The organism is Paenibacillus sp. FSL K6-3182 (genome assembly GCF_037976325.1).
Classification (GTDB): domain Bacteria; phylum Bacillota; class Bacilli; order Paenibacillales; family Paenibacillaceae; genus Pristimantibacillus.
This window is the reverse complement of record NZ_CP150265.1, coordinates 56,304-73,602: the sequence shown is the minus strand read 5'-3', so window position 1 is coordinate 73,602 and position 17,299 is coordinate 56,304. Positions and strand designations below refer to the sequence as shown.

Here is a 17,299-nt window from a genome sequence, read left to right as displayed (position 1 = left end):
AAACGATCCTCAATCAAAGGATACCATTGAATGGAGAAAACTATTCAGTAGGTACTTTAATTTCGCCGCTAACGATTTTTGCTTTGTATTTCTCTACTTCAGCAAGAACATCAGCTGGAACGTTTTTCTTAGATGTTTCTGGCAAGCCTACTGCATCGTCTTTCAAACCTAGCTCTTGTACAGTTCCGCCAGCCCATGTTCCAGCGAGTAGATCTTTGGATACTTTATGAACCGCAGTTTCAACGCCCTTCATCATGGACGTTAGTGTAATTTCATCACCGAACTCAAGTGATTGGTCTTTATCTACACCAATAACCCAAACGTTTTCACCATTGTCTTTACGCGCTTTACCTTCATTGAACACACCATTGCCAGTAGCGCCAGCAGCGTGGAAAATAATATCAGCACCGCCATCGTACATTGTTGATGCAGCCAATTTACCAAGGTCAGGTTTACCAAAGTCACCTGCATAGTTAACTTCAACTTTAACATCCGGTTTAACCGCAGCAACACCAGCTTTGAAGCCTGCTTCAAATTTCTTGATAACCGGAATCTCCATACCGCCAACGAATCCAACTTTATTTGTTTTTGTCATCAAACCTGCAACGACACCAACAAGGAAAGATCCTTCGTTTTCAGCGAAAGTAATAGAAGCAACGTTTGGCGCTTCAACTACGCTGTCAATTACTGCTAGCTTAGCATCTGGATTTTCTTTAGCCACTTTGCTTAGTGCATCATTAAACAAGAAACCGATACCCCAAGTAAGGTCATATCCTTCTTTAACGAAGCTGTTTAGGTTCGGCTCCATGTCTGCTTCGCCTTTACTTTCCAAGAACTTCGTTTCCGCACCAGTCTCAGCAGTTACTTTCTGAAGAGCTTCCCATGCGCTTTGGTTAAAGGATTTATCGTGTACGCCGCCAACATCAGTAACCATACCAATTTTCTTGCCTTTTCCAGTACCATCGTTTTCAACTGCAGGCGTAGTACCTTTATCTCCGTTCGTGCCACCCTCGTTGTTTTTCTTCCCTCCGCAAGCTGACAACACTAGTGTCAACGCGATCATCATTACAAGCATAAAGCTAAATGTCTTTTTCATGAGTTTTTTCTCCCCTGCTCTAATTTTTGTGTAACTTGGCAACCCCTGTTACATTCTTATTCTTGCTGATACTGGCCGCTATTATTTCATTATAGTTACAAAAAAATAAACGTCAATAACTTATGTCAGTTTAAGTGACATAAAAACGTTATGACCGTCATCATGTAACATCTATGTAACGTATGACCAATATAGACAAAACCTCCATGTAAGCATTTCTGTTTTTCATCCGAGGTTTATACACGTATTATAGGCTAAATCCGAACATTAATAAAGAAAAAAATAGTCGCCCGCTACTCTTTACAAGTAGCAAAGCGACTATCGTTAACAATTATCCATAAAATACTATTCGTTCTTATCTGGATCTTCTGTTACATCACGTTTCTCAAGGTTCGGAGCTTTCGCTTCGTCCTGATCACGAGTTTGGATGCGCACCTTTACGTCTCCAACCGTCTCAATAATAGGCTCGGTTGTCGGCTCATTTGTTTCAACTGCATCAGTAGAAGGACCGCCTTCCAAAGTACCAGTCTCAACCAAACGTTTGATTTGATCCATTTCGAGCGTTTCTTCATTAAGCAGTGTTTGAGCAATCAAATGCATTTCTTTGCTCTTCTCTGTTAATAGCTTCTTCGCACGATCATAACAGCCTGTAATAATGGATTGCATTTCTTGATCTATCTCGTATGCAATGGCATCAGAGTAGTTCTGCTCATGTCCAATATCACGTCCAAGGAATACTTGGCCTTGTGAACTGCCGAATTGCATCGGTCCAAGCTTGTCGCTCATACCGTATTCCATAATCATACTGCGTACGATGCCTGTCGCTTGTTTAAAGTCGCTATATGCACCTGTACCAATTTCACCAATAAACAGTTCCTCTGCTACACGGCCTGCAAGCAAACCAGTGATTTTGTCCAGAAGCTCCTGTTTCGTTACAAGCATACGATCTTCTTTTGGAAGCATGATGACATATCCCCCAGCACGTCCGCGAGGAATAATCGTAACCTTATGCACCATATCCGCATGCTCCAAGAAGAAGCCTGCAATCGTATGACCTGCTTCATGGTAAGCGACAATACGTTTCTCACGATCACTGACAACACGGCTTTTCTTCTCCGTACCAACAATGATTCGGTCAATTGCATCATCAACTTCAACCATTGCGATATCTTTCTTATTACGACGGGCAGCCAAAAGAGCTGCTTCATTAAGTAAGTTTTCTAAATCAGCGCCACTAAAGCCTGTTGTACGTCTTGCGATAACTTCAAGCTTAACATCCTTGGATAGCGGTTTATTGCGCGCATGTACTTTAAGCACCGCTTCACGGCCCTTAAGGTCTGGACGGTCAACCGTAATTTGACGGTCAAAACGGCCTGGACGCAGAAGCGCTGGATCAAGGATATCCGGACGGTTTGTTGCTGCAATAATAATAATACCTTCGTTGGCACCAAAGCCATCCATTTCAACGAGCAATTGGTTGAGCGTTTGCTCACGTTCATCATGCCCGCCGCCTAGACCAGCGCCACGTTGACGACCCACCGCATCAATCTCATCGATAAAGATGATACAAGGAGCATTTTTCTTCGCGTTCTCAAACAAGTCGCGTACACGGGATGCACCGACACCGACGAACATCTCTACAAAATCAGAACCGGAAATGCTGAAGAACGGCACGCCCGCTTCGCCTGCTACTGCACGTGCAAGCAATGTTTTACCTGTACCCGGAGGACCAACAAGCAATACGCCCTTCGGTATACGAGCGCCTACTAAATTGAATTTCCGCGGGTCCTTCAAGAAGTCTACAACCTCAACGAGCTCTTGCTTCTCCTCGTCTGCGCCTGCGACATCTTCGAATGTAATCCGCTTCTTCTCATTATCGTAAAGCCGCGCTTTGCTCTTGCCAAAGTTCATAACTTTGCCGCCGCCGCCCTGAGCTTGATTCATCAAGAAGAAGAACAGGACAAAGATGATGACAAACGGAATAATGGAGGTAAGGAATGTAAGCCAAATGCTTGGCTGATCCATTTCCTTCGTCTCATAAGCGAATCCATACTGCTTCGACCATTCAGCGATCTTAGGCTCAGCGCTAACGCCGGTCCTTGATACGAATTGATCGTTTTCTGCATCCGCAGGTTTCACTTTATATTTTCCGGAAACAAAATAAGATTGGTTCTCGTACTTAACACTTAACTCTTTAACATTCCCTGACTCAATTGCTGCAACGAGTTCATCGTAACGCAATCCAACGGTCGTGTTATTTTGGCTGCTGATAAATTGAAAAATCCCAACGGTCACCAAAAAGATAATTAAATAAAAACCAGTATTACGGATGATCCGATTCATCCCCAACCTCCTCTCAGACGCTTAAAATATTTTACCATATCATGACTTTCCATAACAATAGAGGTGTACGGAGAAGGGCATGTACGGGTGAATCGCAATTATTTTTGATAAACTTGCGGCTTCAAAATACCAATATAAGGGAGATTACGATATTTCTCTGCATAATCCAGTCCATAACCGACAACAAACTCATCAGGCAGTGTAAAGCCTTTATAGTCTGCTTCCAATTCAACTGTACGGCGAGCAGGCTTATCGAACAAAGTTACAACTGTAACAGACTTCGCATTGCGACGCTCTAGCACGTCAATTAGGTAACTAAGCGTCAATCCGCTGTCGATAATATCTTCAACGATTAGAACATCTCGGCCTTCGACAGATACATCAAGGTCTTTAATAATTTTGACAACGCCAGATGATTTCGTGGATTGTCCGTAGCTAGATACAGCCATAAAATCAATTTCAAGCGGCACTGTAATTTCCTTAACCAAATCAGCCATGAAAATAAACGCGCCTTTCAAAACACAAATAACGAGCGGATTACGCCCATTAAAATCTTTACTCAGTGTTGCACCAAGTTCCTTAACCTTCTCACCAATTTGCTGCGCGTCGTACAATACTTCTTGAATATCGTTCTGCAAGTGTAAATCCCCCTACGCTTAACTATGTTTATGAGTGTACCAGTGCTTCTTATTCGTTGCCTGCCCTTATGAATAACACGTCTTTTGTGTGTACATCCGTAAGCGCATGACTTGATCTGCGAATGCCCGGAATCCAGAGTAATTTGCCTGATCCATCAAACAGCAGTGGATACAGCTCTCTCTTCAGCGGAGCAACTTTCTCGTCAACGAACATATCTTGCACTTTTTTCGAACCATTTAATCCTAAAACCTGAATTCTGTCTCCCGGCTGCCGATTTCGAACAACGAGCGGATACGTTAGTTCCGACGCATCAAAGCAGGCTTCATAACGCGATGCAGGCTTACAACTTTCTAACGCTGATGTATAAGCAAACTCAAATGTCCACCCGCATTGCTCGATCGCCAGGCTAGCTTTATCCCTTCCCACCTCGCACAAATAGACACTCGCTTCTTTGGATACATGCTGTGGCACTTGAATCCACCGCATTCTATCATATTCACGAGCGCAGCAAATGCCGGCACCAGCATCGATTCGCCAAGTTGCAGGCGCATGAGTGGAAGCAGCAAGCCTCATCGTCTCAATCTGCTCGAAAGATATCTTTTCCGTTTCCTTAGAAAGATAACTTAATATTAGTTTAATCAATCTCCTTTGTAAAGCGACGTGGAGACCATGCAAATCGTCGCAGCTTATCGCGCATCCACCCGGGGATAACGTAACGAGCTGCGCAAATAACGCTTCGGTTTGTTTCTCCATCCATTCGTCTTCCGCACCCGCTACTTCAGCAAGTCGTTGAAGGGATTGGGATATGTGCGGATTATGCTTTGATAAATACGGTAAAATATCTAACCGAATGATGTTTCGGAAATAATGGCGTTCCTTGTTACTGCTGTCCGTGCAGTAAGGAATTTGGTGTTCTTCGCAGTAACGCAGAAGGTCTGACTTGTTCATACGAAGCAGCGGCCTGATAAGTTCCACGTTTTTTTCTCTTCTTTTACTGAGAATTCCCGCCAAACCAGTTAAGCCTGTCCCACGAATGACGCGCATAAGAACGGTTTCCGCCTGATCATCTGCATGATGGGCGAGCGCGATACGCGAAGCTCCATATCGAGTCGCGATTTCATGCAAAAAGCCGTACCGCCTCTCGCGTGAGGCAGCTTGTCCATTCATTCGGGTTTCTTCTATATAAGACGGCATGTCGAACGTTACCGTCTCACAAATGACCCCTAGCTGCTCCGCAAATTGCTTAACGACAATCAGCTCATGCGCCGACTCCTCTACTCGAAAGCCGTGATTCACATGAGCTGCAATAATGGAGATTTCATTGCTCTTCGCTACAGCAGACAGCATATGCAGCAGCGCCATTGAATCCGGACCTCCGGACACGGCTACAACAATACAATCCCCTTTCGACCAAAGCCTGCGGTCTGCAGCTGTTTTCTCAAGCTCGTTTCGCAGATTCATAGGTTGTACCTCACCTTCATTTCCCGTTGCGTGCTGCCGCTACAGCACATTGCGTATGAGCCAGTAAACCGACGTTCCAAGCAAGACCGCTGAAAGGGCAGCAAGCCCCTTTAACCACCCTGGTGTAGCTGAGGGTCTATGCGTGTCTCGTCTATGCATCAGTAAACGCCAAGCCGCTGAAGCCTCACCCGCATCCGAATACTGTCCTGCAAAAGCTTTACGCAGCCATCCGGCAATTGGCTTTAAAACCGAACTGGATTCAGCGATCTGGATGAGCTCCACAGCCGAGCGATTTTGCGGCAATAGCTCCACCGTTAACTGATGAAGCCGTTTTGGTTCATGCAGCTGTATGCAAAGCACGCCAAACGAGAACAAATCGTAACTCGGATCAGCAGATCGCGAGCCTTCATTCCAGTAGCCCCGATCATAAATCTCAGTAAATTGGCGAACGGCTTTGCCTGCTGCAGTCACCCCGCCGAAATCAACCAGCTCAACATGACCATAATCGGCAACGAGCACATTTTCCACCTTCAAGTCGCCGAACACCCATCCTGCTTGGTGCAGCTTCGTCAGCTTGCCCAGCAGATTCAAGCCAACTAACGGAAACCACTCCGAACCGTGCTGCTTTAGGTAATCGTCCAGCTTAGATCCCAGTACATAGCGCATAATATAAAAAGGATATTCCTTTCCATCCGGACCGTACAGATCATCTACGTCGAACAAAAAGGATTCCTGCCCGTATTGCTTCTGCTTGGCGATCGACTGCAGCACATTGATCTCCGATTGCAGATCAAGTGCATCTAAACCGAGCTTCATCGCATACCAGCTGCGATCACGCTGTACGAGATATACTTTACCGTTTGCGCCCTCTCCAAGCAACCTCTCTACCCGGTAACGCCCTTGTTTCCACTTGCCAACCACCACCATGCCACGGCGAAGATCAACTTTAAACGACGTAGTCACTCATCATCCCATCCGTTTCGTCTCTGCTCTGTCTACCATAATCGCCCTGGCGATAAAAATCAATGACATGCATAATCGCAGGGCCCGTCGGCGTGGTTCCGCTCATTTGCAGTTTCGGAAAGATGGCGTGAACACCATTCAAGTGACTCGTCCAGCTCAAATCCATCAAACAGTCATCCCCATGTCTTGAGCCAGGGAAATGAAATACCGAGATTTCGCTTTTCCCTTGTCTCGCTTGCAGGCTGAGCATTAAATCGCGTATAGCCTCCTCCACAGCCGCCAGCTTTGGCTTCATGCTGGCGCTGGCATCAATAAGAAGCGCCACTTGCAAATTTGATGTCTCCCCCAGCTCGTCGATAACACGTACAACATCGCCACGCTTCTCCGGCGACAATGCTTCGATTGAGCCGTTGCCAAGCACCTGCTTCAATTCCTTCTGAACTGCTAATTGAATCGTCTGCACTACAGTCTTGCGAGTCATCATTTGTACCGTCTGCGACAGCTGACGCATATTTACCATCCTGCTTAGACCGCCGCCCGCACGCGCAATCTCATCAATCTCAGCCGCGCCAAGCTCACCTACATCGCCATGATCGAGTACGCCTACTACATTTACTGAAATCCCTTCCGATTGTGCATGTGCCGCCGCTATGACTGGACTTAGACCCACATTAGAGCATCCATCTGTAATCAACAATATTTGCTTCATAATGATTTACCCTCCTCAAGCGTTTGAGAATCAAACGCAGCTTCGTAAGCATAGGCTTAGCGTTTGAGAATCAAACGCAGCTTCGTAAGCATAGGCTTCGCCCTTTGCCTTTCTATTAGCTTTGCCTTTTTTGAGAGGGATAAACAGCTAGACTAGTTAAAAATTGATATTTACACATATAACAAACCAATATTACTTGTATTAATAAGGCACATCCGTTTACTCACTAAAAATAGGTTTGATATTCATAGCAATATGTATAACTATTTTATTTGAGCATTTACTATGTACCACAGTTGAGAATTACTAAACTTCATATGCCCCTTTATCTTTCATCGGTCGTAATTGAGTGATAAATGAATACAGCAACAAATGGTTGTTTCAAAAATAAAATCTACGTGTATGTATTAATATTAGTGTGAATTCCGCTTCGCGGTTCAATTCAACAGAGCATGTCATGTCTTTGTTACGTTAAAGCTTTTATGTACTATACGCTCGCTATTATGTAACAAACAATAACAATAGCCCATTTCCTGTCAGCGTGAGTCAGCCGACAACAAAATAGGCTACTGCTTGCCCAATGAATATCATAGATACAAGCTCACCGTTCAAGTATCCATTCATCATTGTTTTAATTTTATAAATGATTTCACATTCCATATTTTATTTCTATACTCAGCTCACCGTCCTTGGGCGCTCCATGCGCGTCACACCTGGAAAACGGAAGGATGCCCATTCCGGCAAATGCTTATCGATACGCGCTACAAGCACGGTCATATCATCAATAATCTCTCCATTATGATGACGAACCACCTTCTCAAGCAGCGCATCTGCCATTTCCTGCGGATCATCTGTCGCCAGCTCGCTAATAATTCGCTTCATCCAGAGCTCTTTATTAACCGCAAGGCCCGGCGCATCATAAATGCCGTCACTCATCATGACTAGCGTGTCGCCCGATTGCATTTGCATCGATACGAAGTCGACGTCAATATCTTGAAGAATGCCAATCGGCAAATTGTTCGCTGTTATCGGAATAACCTCATTTCCTCGTTTAATAAAGCTTGGCGTTGATCCTATTTTCATAAACGTCGTTTGCGCCGTATACAGATCAACGATCGCTAAATCGACGGTAGCAAATACTTCATCAGATGAGCGCAATAAGAGCACCGAGTTAACTGACTTCACGGCCAGCTTCTCATCCATGCCTGACTGCAGCAGCTGCTGCAGAATCGACAATGCCGCGCTGCTTTCCTGACGCGCACGCTCACCATTGCCCATACCATCGCTGATCGCAACTGCAAACTTGCCATTTCCAAGCTCCACCATACTGAAGCTATCGCCAGACAGCAGATCTCCTCCTTTAGCTGCACCAGCTATACCCGTCTCCACCTCGTACTGCTTGGCTGAGCCAAACGCGACCAGGGACGGCTCACCGCTTCTCGTTGGGGAGTGCTCCGACTTCACTGCAATATGCTCTCCCAAAATATCGCTAAGCAGCGGCGCGATTATTTTTCGGCACTCATCATAGCCTTGTCCAAACGTATGATACACCTCTATATCCACATTCCCCTCCTCTAAGCTCACAATATCAATTCCCTGTACGGATAAACCGAGTCCTTCCACCGCCTCTCGAATTTGCTCCTCCTGCAGATGAAGCGTTTGTCCCTCCCTTTTAATTTCTTTCGCCAAATCCTCCATTACCTGCGATACACCCTGCAATTGATCCGCTACAAGCTGACGGGAGTCGCATATTTGCTTCTTCCAGTGCATATTATTTTGATATAGCTCGTACTGCTGGCTCATATCCACAAGAACCTGTGACGATTTCACGCAATGCGCCGACCAAGCCCGCGGTATTTCCTTAGGGGACGGAATCCGTTTCTCCTCTACAACCGTCATCATATCGGTCATCATTTTGTACGTATGAAAGAACTTGTCCTCCCAACAAGCATTTTGCCTATGGCAGCTGGCACAGCTTCGCTCAGCAACCGCATTCATAAAATGGCTGATCTCATCCTCCCTTTTAACCGTCGTAACGCTGCTATTGAGTTGGCCAAAGCTCTTTGACAGCTGACGGAACACTTCTGAGTACTGTGATACGCGGTCCGCAGTCACCTCACGTACCCGCTTCGCATAATCATGCTGCGATTTGGCGTGCTCATTCGTACCCGGCACATACCTTGATATTGTGCGGATCATAATACGCGGCGTCAGCATAAGCAGCGTTGCGGCTGCTACCGACTCCCAGGTTGAGCTCATAACATCAGCCTGACTTCCTACATATATGGATAAAATCGATGTTCCAAGCAACATTCCGAATGCCGCTGCCATTTTGCCGCCATCACGCAGCAGACCAGCCAGCAAGCCCGCAAAAGCGAGTAAGCTCATTTGAACGACTGCACCAAAATCAGCCAAGCTTAGAATGAGTCCTGCAACTACACCGACCGAAGCGCCAAGCGGCGCACCCCCTGCTAAAGCAAAGAGGAGCAGCATATAACGTGACATCACATGCTCTACCGACATTCCGTAAAACACCCATCCAACCGCCCCCGTCATAACCGACGCAAGCAAAATCATTAAACAAATGATTTCCTCGTTTTTGAGAGAAGCTGATTTTTTGGTCATTGTAAGCACTGGTATCGCTTGTATGAATACTAATGTGAGCACAAAACCAAGTGCTGCCTCCACCACAACGAGCATGAAATTGTACCAGCTCAGCTCGTCCCCTATAAACACGCTGAACATTTGCACCATTAACGTTGATGCGAACACTAGAATGGGCGCCGACGACAGTTCTGCCTTCTCGTAGGTTTCTAATCCCTTTAGGAAAAGAAAGAGTACAGCAATCTCCATCGCAATCCACATCGGGGCAGGATCAGCTGCAAACCAGCTCCCGGCTACTAAGGATATCGCTACCCACGGGTAAATATCCCTTCTCATAAAGTAAATAACGGCGAAATAAGCAATGGCAAACGGCATCAGCGATTCGAGTATAACCGCTCTTCCGAGCAAGAAAGCTACACCTACGAGTAGAAACGTCCACTTTTTTGCTAAAATGACTTGAATGAACCGCCTTGCAGCCGCCCATTCCCGACCTTTCTGCAACATCGTCTGAGCTAGTCCTAACCGTTTCATACCTGGAAGCACAACCGCGTTTTCCTTTTCCATGAGCAGACACCACCATTCCGAATGTAATGTGTTTTTCATTATAGGAGGTTGTCCGCATAAAGTTTGTCAGTTAAAGCAACTGAATTGTAAATTTTTTCCGACAAAAATAAATGGCATTGCGGTCATTGTCATTTCACTGTCAAACATATATCCCGTATGGGATTTCAATGCCTCTTGCACAACCAAATCACACAGGTCCGACAACAAAATATGTGTTGTGCACTTTCGAAATGATGGCGAATCGAGGTTATAATGTGTCGGGAATGATGGAGGATTAGAGAAAAGTATTTTTTTTACGATTCTGCGCGCTTTACAAACGACATTGACCGTGACAATTAGAGGCTCATCCAAACATTCACCAGCATATACGCAGTCTTATTGTCCTGCTTCGACAGCAACCTGTATGCGCTTATACATTATCGCGGGAAATATTGTGCAGCTGGATGCAAAAAAAGCAGAACCGGTTAGGTTCTGCTTCATGTATAATGTTATGACGATTCAGCTTATACTCGCTTGGCACCGCGTCCGCCGCGTTTGCCCTCCGTATTCTTCTTCAAAGAGGAGATGCGCTCTTCGCTGTCTTTCAGGAACCGTGACACTTTATCCTCGAATGACGGTTTACCGTATGCCGGTCTGCCAGCCGATTGCTTGTTGAAGGGACGTCCGCCGCCACCACCACCGCCACCGCGGTTGAAACGTTCGCCACCACCACCACTACCGCCAGTGCTTCCACCGCCGCCTCCGCTGTGACGCTCGCGTTGTTGTGGCGCTGGTTGGCCTTCTGGCCGGTCAATGGCTTGCTTAATGGAAAGCCCGATCTTTCCGTCTTTGTCCACGTTGATCACTTTGACTTTCACGACATCGTCGATCTTCAGGTGATCCTTCACGTCTTTGACGTAATTATCAGCAATTTCCGAAATGTGAACAAGACCCGTGACACCTCCCGACAAGTCGACAAATGCCCCAAAATGCGTAATGCCTGTCACTTTTCCTTCTAACTTAGCGCCCACTTCAATTGCCATAAAATAAAATGTTCCTCCCTAAAAGTTATGCGAAGCAAAACTGAATTCATAAGCATATGCTAAAAGTTTTGCGAAAACGCTATTAACGTGATTATAACCGAACCGTTCAAGTAAGGTCAACAGACGTTCACCCGAATTGACGCCCTAATTAGTCACTGAAAATTTGCTGCTCGCCCTTCTTTACCATGCCCTGCTCTTTTGTTGCTAGCTGTTCGATATATTCTGGGTCGTTTAATCGTTCAATTTGACGTTTAAGCTCCTCGGTTTCTTTGGTGGTAACATCAAGCTTATCTTGAATTGTAGTCAGCTTCAAACCTGTTGCGTTCTTCTGCTGCATTTGGCCAAAAATTGTATACCCCGCCCAGCCCATAAATAGCACGATGAACATCATCCATAGTTTGAACCGGCGTTTTGTGCCAGCATTCCCTGGCGTTTTATTCTCAGCTGCTTTTGCCATGAGCGGTGTTACCTCCTAAACCATTTGCTCCACAATCGAGCTATTCGTTGTCCAAATCCTCTCAGCTTGCCAACTAATTGCCATTTGGCAGCGTAGCGCGATAGCCACCGTCCAAGCGGACGAATGACTGGACCTGCCATCCAAACAAACAATTTCCAAAATGGACGGACTAATTGTATCACAATTTTTAGAGTGAAAATAGTGAGCGCAGACCCAAATGCCAAAATTACCTTTACCAACTTATAGAGCAGTAAAATCGGCTTAACGATAAGAATATCCAGGCATTTTAGCACAATTTGGATTAGTTTGCGAACGGCTCCGATGATCCATTTTACGACTTGAATAACGATTCTGCTAAAAAAGAAATAATAGATGACCATCCCAATAGCCAGTCCGATAAAAACGTACGCTCGCACCTCGCCATTGTTGCTAGCGTACAGTACCCGAAAGACGATCAATGCCGCTGCCATCCAGTAAACGACATCAAGCACCGGAAGCCACCAGCGCGGAAGCTTGAGCTCATTCGTCACGACTCGGTAGCCGTCGAATACTGTTCCCATGCCAAGGCCTGATAATAGCATGACCGCCATCGTTAACCATTGCATATTAAGCGTCACTTAAATAGCTTCCCGAACAACCCTTTGGATTTAGAGGAGGAATTGTTGCTGTCCATATAGGCGAGCGAATGGACGAGTCCTTCAATAGTTACCATTCCCTGTTCAAGGCTAAGAAGCTTCATATGCAAATTTTGGCCCTTAACCTCCAAGAAGCCAAGCTCTGTTTCGAGTAAAAACTCTTCGCTGTCAAAGCTCTCTACGTTTACGACGCCGGTAAGCTCCAGCAGCTTGCGATTTAGCATTTTGACTTCCTGACGCTTCTGCCCCTTGCCTTGGTCAACCATAGACTCGTCCTCCGCTTCGTTAACATGTCTTGGCGTAAACGGCTACAGCCGAGCTAGTGCGGCGCAGCATACGTTTCGCGTTCAAATATAAGAAGGGCATAGGCGTGAAGCTTATCCTGTCTTATATGTTAAGACTAGCTTATGGTGCGTGGACGAGAATTAGAACCTAATCTGCTTGATTCATAGCATTCAGCGCGTCGTCGTTTCTTTCTGTATATACCTGTAGAAAAACTAGCAATAGTACAATGGTTACCAACTGGTTAAATAGGCTATAGCATAAATCAAATATCGTCGCGGTTATCAATGATTGATTCACAAAAAGAGAGAAAATAAAAACGATAATGCTGGTAAGCACTATGACCATAACGTATCCGCCAATCGCATAGCCTACAAGCTTGAAATAACGCCCGCGTGCCAAATCACGGCTAACTGTCATCGGATTTATCCGCGATGTATCAGCAATAGAAACAATAATAGGCATCAGCATCAGCCATACGACAAACAAGAAACCCGGAACAATAAATACGATAAATCCCGCAATTACAATGATGCCGTGTAGAAAAGTGTACACAATCATGCGCGGCCATTTGCGAAGCCCCCACAGAATGGGCAGCACAATGCCACTGCTATTCCCCGACATTTTACCAAGTATGTAATACATAATCATCGGCGTGATGACACATAGGAAAAATAGACTGGTCACACTATCCATGCTGTTGACGGGCATATAAATAAAGCCGTCTTCCGGTTCAAAATAGTAATAGTTTTTAATAGCCTCAACCGGAATCGTAATTATCGCTGTTAGAAATAGAATGGGTACAATGTTTTTGAAATAGAGAGCACAAGCATGCGCAAGCAATGAAAAGCCCTTTCGCCGATACTCGGGAATGGGCAGCTGCAGATGATTCATCGAACAGTCCTCCGAGTATATAAACATAATTTATGATGTTGAAACAGGGAATCTCGTAAAATTTAGAAGCTGCTTATTGGGCACAAAAAAAAGACTGCCTGCAAGTATTATGCTTGTAGGCAGTCTTGTTGTTATTGCGGTACTTCCCAGTCGAGCGTATTCTCGCGCTGGCGTTGCTCTTCTTTCACCAAGGTATACAGCTCTCCGGCTTCATCCTTACGGGTCGTCTCCGCAATTCGCTCAACGCGAACGGTTACGATTTTTTGACCGAACTGGATTTGGAGCTCATCACCGACTTTGACGGCGCTGCTAGCTTTCGCTTCGCGGCCGTTGATCCATACGCGACCTTGCTCGGATACATCCTTCGCAACGGTACGGCGTTTGATCAGCCGGGATACCTTAAGAAATTTATCTAATCGCATAAATTATTGGATAGCTTCTTTCAACTTGTTGCCTGCTTTGAATGCAGGAACTTTTGCTTCTGAAATTTCGATTGGAGCGCCTGTTTGCGGGTTGCGGCCAGTGCGTCCAGCACGTTTGCGAGTTTCAAAAGTACCGAAGCCGATCAATTGTACTTTATCGCCACCAGCAAGTGCATCTGTTACTTCGCCCAAGAAGCCGTTAAGTACTGCTTCTACGTCACGTTTAGTCAAACCGCTTTTTTCTGCAATGTTGTTGATCAAGTCTGTTTTGTTCATTATAAAATCCTCCTAATTTTTAACCATTATTTGTGGTCGGCGCTTGTGGCGCCGCCTTTGCTTCCCATTTTTACTCTCACGAAGAATACTTATTCTGCCTTGTAGCAAATAAATCCTGCCGCTATTTGAAATTTTTTTGCGTTTGTTGCGGAATAAAGGCGATTCATGACGAATTGCAAGCTAGGATTGACGCTTTGCCTCTTCCCACCAACGATCCATTTCTGTTAAATCAGTCTGGTCAAAATTTTTACCGCTTATACGAAGCTGTTCCTCAATATATTCAAATCTACTGCGGAATTTTTTGTTCGTGCGGGAAAGCGCCTCTTCCGGATCAGCGTGGATGAAACGTGAGGCATTGACGACTGCAAATAACAAATCACCAAGCTCAGATGCCTGCTCCTCTTCCGATTGCGAGGTTATCGCTGCGCGCAGCTCTGCAAGCTCCTCTTCAATCTTGGCAAGCACAAGGCCAAGCTCGTCCCAATCAAAACCTACCTTAGCCGCTTTTTTCTGAAGCTTGTAGGCTTTCATGAGTGCTGGCAGATCTGGCGGAATGCCATCCAGTACCGACGTACGCGAAACATCGGTTCCTTTAATCCGTTTTTCCTCAGCCTTCATTTGTTCCCAGTTAACCAGCGCCTCTTCCGAATTGCTCGCATCAACGTCCCCAAATACATGCGGATGGCGGAAAATAAGCTTCTCGTTAAGTGATTGTATCACATCATAGACGGAAAATGCGCCAGTCTCTTCTTCCATTTGGCTATGAAGCATCACTTGCAGGATAACATCGCCAAATTCCTCCTGCATGGCATCCGGATCATCATTATCGATGGCTTCAAGCGCTTCATACAGCTCTTCGATAAAATTTTTGCGGATAGACTGATGCGTCTGCTCCTGATCCCAAGGACAACCTTCAGGGCTGCGAAGAATAGATACAATCTCATGCAATCGCTCAAAGGAACGATTGCGAAGCGCTGCATCATCAGAGCGCGGTACCCAAATCAGCGATAAATTACCGTAACCAGGTGTGCGATCAAGCTCGTATAGCGGAACGCGAATGATCTGCTGCTGGGACGCAACACCAAGAGCATGCCCAACCACAACCTCGTAGTCATCGGGATAACGCTCCATAAGCGCAAGCTTAACATCAGATGCCGTGAAGGCATCATACACCTGTCCAATCAGTGTATGCAACTGCGGCTGCAACAAAGACGGCTGTAATTCAGCTGCATCAAGCAGCGCAAAACCTTCTATTGGATCGATTCCAAGACTAATAAAAGCTTGATCAAGGAAGCTTTCACCGCCGATAATTTGCAGCTCAATACCCGCTTCCGGACATTGCTCACGCAGCAGCTGAACCGTGCGTTCAGCCACCATTGGATGCCCGGGAACCGCATAAATAATAGGCTCGTCCACACTTGTGCTCATGCTTTTCGCTTCGGAAATAAGCGCCTCAGCTATTGCCTTGTACACATCTGGAAAGGAGTCATGCTGCTCATACAAAGTATCAAATGAGGTATATTCCATACCGATTTCCAGAAGCATCGACATTGCAGGATGCTCAGCCGTACGGACAAAAATTTTCTTCGCTGCTTGCAGCCTGCGCCATACGCCAAGCGTCATTTGGTCAGGGTCACCTGAGCCGAGCCCAACAACAGTAAGATTTGGGGTTGCCATAGTGGTAAAGCCTCCTTAACTATTCATTCGTATTATGGTCGAAATTTGATGGAGTAGCTATAATGCCAGCGACTTGCAAAAAGACCTTTTGGGGTCGTTTATAGGGATTGAAACGAGTTCGGAAGTGTGTTCGGTAAGAGCTCGGATGCATTCGAAAATGAGTTCGAAATCGAGCTCACATACATAAAAACACGATTAATCATCGTTTATTTTTGCTCAAAAATCAATAATGAACCAATTTGACATAAACTTCAATATAGCCGTAAAAAATGCTTGCGATTAGCATATCACACTGGATGTTCATGGTTGAAATAGTCAATTTGTAGGAAACAATATGGAATATGGGTATAGCGGATAGTTTAGTCTTAATGACATATATCTATCAAAAATAGTTCATCAATTGAGAGAGTTGTTGATCAGAATAAATGAGCTGGTGACCAGGTTTATTGCCCGTGAAACTAACCTATTTAACAGAATTATTTATAAAAATATGTAATGATTATGCAATAACCTCTACTAATTCTGCTCATAATTGCTAGATTCCTAGAGATTGTTATAGATCTAGAAACTAGATCTATTTTCTTCAAAATGACCAATATTGCACAAGTAAGTGCAGATATTAGTCTTATTTTGCGATGCTTTCTGCCACTGGGCAAGCAGAAGTGCGGAATGATCGGAAATAGGACTAGAATTTAGTTCTATTTGCTTCAGAATGACCAAAATTGCACAAATAAGCCTAGATATTAGTCTTATTTTGTTGCGCTTTCTGCCAATGGGCAGCAGAAGTGCGGAATGGTCGGAAATAGGACTAGAATTTAGTTCTATTTGCTTTGGAATGATCAATATTCCACAAATAAGCCTAGATATTAGTCTTATCTTGTAGCGCTTTCTGCCAATGGGCAGCAGAAGCGCGGAAGGGTCGGAAATAGGACTAAAATTTAGTTCTATTTGCTTCAGAATGATCAATATCCCACAAATAAGCTTAGATATTAGTCTTATTTCGCAGCGCTTTCTGCCAATGGGCAGCAGAAGTGCGGAATGGTCGGAAATAGGACTAGAATTTAGTTCTATTTGCTTCAGAATGATCAATATTCCACAAATAAGCCTAGATATTAGTCTTATCTTGTAGCGCTTTCTGCCAATGGGCAGCAGAAGTGCGGAATGGTCGAAAATAGGACTAGAATTTAGTTCTATTTGCTTCAGAATGATCAATATTCCACTAATAAGCTTAGATATTAGTCTTATTTCGCATCAT

General features: G+C 45.1%; 15 protein-coding genes. All 15 read right to left on the bottom strand.

All coding sequences use genetic code 11. From position 1 onward, the window contains the following. Positions 1 to 40 precede the first annotated feature (40 nt). Positions 41 to 1,096, bottom strand: a complete 1,056-nt coding sequence (locus MHH56_RS00350) for a BMP family protein (protein WP_339205904.1) — start codon at positions 1,094 to 1,096, stop codon at positions 41 to 43. A 345-nt stretch (positions 1,097 to 1,441) separates the two neighbouring features. Continuing rightward, positions 1,442 to 3,439: an ATP-dependent zinc metalloprotease FtsH gene (gene ftsH / locus MHH56_RS00345; RefSeq protein WP_339205903.1), complete on the bottom strand. Its 1,998-nt coding sequence runs from the start codon at positions 3,437 to 3,439 to the stop codon at positions 1,442 to 1,444. A gap of 98 nt (positions 3,440 to 3,537) precedes the next feature. Further along, positions 3,538 to 4,077, bottom strand: a complete 540-nt coding sequence (hpt, locus tag MHH56_RS00340; RefSeq protein WP_339205901.1) for a hypoxanthine phosphoribosyltransferase — start codon at positions 4,075 to 4,077, stop codon at positions 3,538 to 3,540. A gap of 49 nt (positions 4,078 to 4,126) precedes the next feature. Then, a complete protein-coding gene (gene tilS, locus MHH56_RS00335) occupies positions 4,127 to 5,539 on the bottom strand; it encodes a tRNA lysidine(34) synthetase TilS (RefSeq protein ID WP_339205900.1) in 1,413 nt (470 codons plus the stop codon). Positions 5,540 to 5,578: 39 nt separating this feature from the next. Beyond that, entirely contained in the window at positions 5,579 to 6,502 is a 924-nt protein-coding gene (locus tag MHH56_RS00330) for a serine/threonine protein kinase (RefSeq protein ID WP_339205899.1), read from the bottom strand. After that, positions 6,486 to 7,211, bottom strand: coding sequence for a VWA domain-containing protein (locus MHH56_RS00325; RefSeq protein WP_339205898.1), 726 nt, complete (start codon positions 7,209 to 7,211; stop codon positions 6,486 to 6,488). The genes MHH56_RS00330 and MHH56_RS00325 overlap by 17 nt, the downstream gene beginning before the upstream one ends. A gap of 675 nt (positions 7,212 to 7,886) precedes the next feature. Continuing rightward, the gene (spoIIE, locus tag MHH56_RS00320) at positions 7,887 to 10,379 is read right to left on the bottom strand and encodes a stage II sporulation protein E (protein ID WP_339205896.1); all 2,493 of its coding nucleotides are present in this window, start codon (positions 10,377 to 10,379) and stop codon (positions 7,887 to 7,889) included. Positions 10,380 to 10,882: 503 nt separating this feature from the next. Further along, complete coding sequence (locus MHH56_RS00315) at positions 10,883 to 11,401, bottom strand: S1 domain-containing RNA-binding protein (RefSeq protein ID WP_076271298.1); 519 nt, start codon at positions 11,399 to 11,401, stop codon at positions 10,883 to 10,885. Between the two features lie 148 nt (positions 11,402 to 11,549). After that, on the bottom strand, positions 11,550 to 11,858 hold the full coding sequence (locus tag MHH56_RS00310; RefSeq protein WP_076271297.1) for a septum formation initiator family protein: 309 nt from the start codon (positions 11,856 to 11,858) through the stop codon (positions 11,550 to 11,552). A gap of 8 nt (positions 11,859 to 11,866) precedes the next feature. Beyond that, positions 11,867 to 12,475, bottom strand: coding sequence for a spore cortex biosynthesis protein YabQ (gene yabQ, locus MHH56_RS00305; RefSeq protein ID WP_339205893.1), 609 nt, complete (start codon positions 12,473 to 12,475; stop codon positions 11,867 to 11,869). Continuing rightward, positions 12,472 to 12,759 (bottom strand): sporulation protein YabP, encoded by a 288-nt coding sequence (yabP, locus tag MHH56_RS00300; protein ID WP_076271295.1) that lies wholly within the window; start codon positions 12,757 to 12,759, stop codon positions 12,472 to 12,474. The genes yabQ and yabP overlap by 4 nt, the downstream gene beginning before the upstream one ends. 166 nt (positions 12,760 to 12,925) lie before the next feature. Further along, positions 12,926 to 13,669, bottom strand: coding sequence for a hypothetical protein (locus MHH56_RS00295; protein WP_339205891.1), 744 nt, complete (start codon positions 13,667 to 13,669; stop codon positions 12,926 to 12,928). A gap of 131 nt (positions 13,670 to 13,800) precedes the next feature. Next, the gene (locus MHH56_RS00290) at positions 13,801 to 14,091 is read right to left on the bottom strand and encodes an RNA-binding S4 domain-containing protein (protein WP_076271293.1); all 291 of its coding nucleotides are present in this window, start codon (positions 14,089 to 14,091) and stop codon (positions 13,801 to 13,803) included. Between the two features lie 3 nt (positions 14,092 to 14,094). Then, entirely contained in the window at positions 14,095 to 14,367 is a 273-nt protein-coding gene (locus MHH56_RS00285; RefSeq protein ID WP_053373361.1) for an HU family DNA-binding protein, read from the bottom strand. Between the two features lie 180 nt (positions 14,368 to 14,547). Then, the gene (gene mazG / locus MHH56_RS00280; protein WP_339205889.1) at positions 14,548 to 16,044 is read right to left on the bottom strand and encodes a nucleoside triphosphate pyrophosphohydrolase; all 1,497 of its coding nucleotides are present in this window, start codon (positions 16,042 to 16,044) and stop codon (positions 14,548 to 14,550) included. Positions 16,045 to 17,299: the final 1,255 nt, after the last annotated feature.

Excerpts from the sequence above, each read along its gene's own strand:
- MHH56_RS00310 (WP_076271297.1), bottom strand. The coding sequence starts at position 11,858 with ATGGCAAAAGCAGCTGAGAATAAAACGCCAGGGAATGCTGGCACAAAA.
- MHH56_RS00290 (WP_076271293.1), bottom strand. The coding sequence starts at position 14,091 with ATGCGATTAGATAAATTTCTTAAGGTATCCCGGCTGATCAAACGCCGT.
- mazG (WP_339205889.1), bottom strand. The coding sequence starts at position 16,044 with ATGGCAACCCCAAATCTTACTGTTGTTGGGCTCGGCTCAGGTGACCCT.
- yabP (WP_076271295.1), bottom strand. The coding sequence starts at position 12,759 with ATGGTTGACCAAGGCAAGGGGCAGAAGCGTCAGGAAGTCAAAATGCTA.
- MHH56_RS00350 (WP_339205904.1), bottom strand. The coding sequence starts at position 1,096 with ATGAAAAAGACATTTAGCTTTATGCTTGTAATGATGATCGCGTTGACA.
- ftsH (WP_339205903.1), bottom strand. The coding sequence starts at position 3,439 with ATGAATCGGATCATCCGTAATACTGGTTTTTATTTAATTATCTTTTTG.
- tilS (WP_339205900.1), bottom strand. The coding sequence starts at position 5,539 with ATGAATCTGCGAAACGAGCTTGAGAAAACAGCTGCAGACCGCAGGCTT.
- MHH56_RS00315 (WP_076271298.1), bottom strand. The coding sequence starts at position 11,401 with ATGGCAATTGAAGTGGGCGCTAAGTTAGAAGGAAAAGTGACAGGCATT.
- MHH56_RS00285 (WP_053373361.1), bottom strand. The coding sequence starts at position 14,367 with ATGAACAAAACAGACTTGATCAACAACATTGCAGAAAAAAGCGGTTTG.
- MHH56_RS00325 (WP_339205898.1), bottom strand. The coding sequence starts at position 7,211 with ATGAAGCAAATATTGTTGATTACAGATGGATGCTCTAATGTGGGTCTA.
- MHH56_RS00295 (WP_339205891.1), bottom strand. The coding sequence starts at position 13,669 with ATGAATCATCTGCAGCTGCCCATTCCCGAGTATCGGCGAAAGGGCTTT.
- spoIIE (WP_339205896.1), bottom strand. The coding sequence starts at position 10,379 with ATGGAAAAGGAAAACGCGGTTGTGCTTCCAGGTATGAAACGGTTAGGA.